This is a genomic window from Aeromonas sp. QDB68, assembly GCF_027707405.1.
Lineage (GTDB): Bacteria > Pseudomonadota > Gammaproteobacteria > Enterobacterales > Aeromonadaceae > Aeromonas > Aeromonas caviae.
In genome coordinates this window covers 1-1,976 of sequence record NZ_JAPCIQ010000189.1, presented here as the reverse complement: position 1 = coordinate 1,976, position 1,976 = coordinate 1, and the positions used below count along the sequence as shown (strand labels likewise).

Genomic DNA, 1,976 nt, shown 5'->3' with positions numbered 1-1,976 from the left:
ACTCATGGGTGGTGAGTGTCTCTGGTAAAACTGAGTTTAATGTGGAGATGAAGATTCGTTCTTCCTTGATCGTGAGTGGTCCACGGTCAGGAATTTCCATAATTACATCAAGGCCCTTACCCTCAGCTGTACCAAACTTTATACTGGCTAGGTAGTAATCATAAAAGTCTTCATCAAAGTGTGGTAGACCCTCTTCAACACACCATTTATACAGTATTCTTAAAGCAGATTTAGTGCTAGGACTACGTTCAGAGCTCAAAAGCTCTCTGTAGATTTCTTGTATTTTTTCGGCAATATCTTCTGCTACAGTATCGTCAGGGATTTTGAGTAGGCGCCAACAATGTTGTTGTGAGAAAAGAGCATAGTTAGAGTAGATATGACAAGCATAAGAAATCCATGCACGGGCATGCTCTCTTAGTTGGGGAGAGATTTTTTCAAAGAATAGGGTCTCCCTCTCCGGTTCCAGAACTACTTTACTTTGTGTTAAATCCAGTTGTTGGCCTGACTGGCTTACAGGATATGGGTCATAAGAAAATTGTGGATGCTGGTCTATTTGTACCAACATGATTTCGTTTTTATCTAATTTTTTTGTCGGCATGGCCACCACCTTGGCAATTTTTTATGATATTTTTCTATGTAATTCCATTTCAGCGTGAAGTTGGTTTAGAACTAGGTTGCATTGCTCCATTATTGACCCAGTTTCATATATTAGACTACTATCTGAGTTATACTTCCACCCCCCAACATTATTTTTTATCTTTTTCTGTTGAGCTGCGTCAATCCCCATTTTAGTAAGCATTCTGTCAATATTTTCAAAGAGTGTATGCCTTAATTTATGAGGATGAATATCTGATAACTCTAAAATTTTATTCTTGATACTTGAGAAAATATCATCCAATGCTGCTATTGATAGCGGATTATGTGGCTTAGTTGTCGATAAGAGTAAATAGGGGCTCTTCATGGCTGAGTCGCCAAGAGATTTTCTCGCCTGTTTATATTCATCAATCAGTGAAGCTAGAGGAAATGAAATAGGAATAATCCTGCCAACTGTTTTCTCGCGTGGCACTCTATTACGAGGATCGTTATGTTCAATATTCTGTTGTGTCAGGATAAATGGGTAAACACCATGTACCAGCTTGCTCGTATGGCAGTTTGATGTAGTAAGTGATAGCAGTTCACTTTTTCTAATTCCTGTTTCTAAAAGTAACCTAAGAATTAGCTTGTTACGTAACTGAGTAGATTTATTCCAGCCAAGAGAACTCGGTATTTCCATGATGTCATACAGTGTTGCTTGTTGGACTAATGACAATCCAAGAATGCGGCCTGGAGCTGTCTTTGGTCTTCTCAGCTTGACTAGTTTTACTTGAAGCCTTCTCATCATCTCGGGGATTTGACTGAATAGAGGATCAGTATTACGGCGCTTGGATATTGCTTTGTCGGCTAAAAATTGAAAATAAACCAATACCAAATCAAGGCGTTGATTGAAATAATCAGGACTAACAATATCTGGTCGGAGGGGTCTTGCTCCGTTGATATCGTATGAGCGATGCTCAAGATGTTTGAGAAAACTCTGGTATAAGCCAGTGTCAGCAAACCCTGTGCCAGCAACAATTTCCGCTAGATCTACTTTTAGCATTGCTGCCCATCGTTCGATATGGATTAGGTGGTTTGCATTATTCTCCTGTGTTTTTTCCGCACCATACAGGTGTGTCAGTGTGAACTCACATAGCCTCGGGATGGGGAGTCCTCTCTCATCAACGATTAGATACTTACGTTCATTGTACTGCTTCATGTTGACGGTTCTGAGCTTCACTGCATCACTCCTTTACACTTTTATACACCCATTCCTAAGGTATACTGCGTGCTTTCAGAATGTGCAATCTTTACATTCTCAGAAAAGAAAAAACCCCGAAATATCGGGGTTTTTAGGCATTTCGCTTTACAAAACGCTTTACATTTTAAAAAAACCGGCCCTA

Annotated in this window: 1 protein-coding gene and 1 pseudogene; both read right to left on the bottom strand. The window is 39.7% G+C overall.

Annotated elements, in window-relative coordinates:
* Positions 1-598 (bottom strand): annotated as a pseudogene (locus PG892_RS22075) (site-specific integrase); the annotation flags it as partial.
* A gap of 21 nt (positions 599-619) precedes the next feature.
* Positions 620-1,813, bottom strand: coding sequence for a tyrosine-type recombinase/integrase (locus tag PG892_RS22070; RefSeq protein ID WP_143236977.1), 1,194 nt, complete (start codon positions 1,811-1,813; stop codon positions 620-622).
* Between the last annotated feature and the right edge of the window lie 163 nt (positions 1,814-1,976).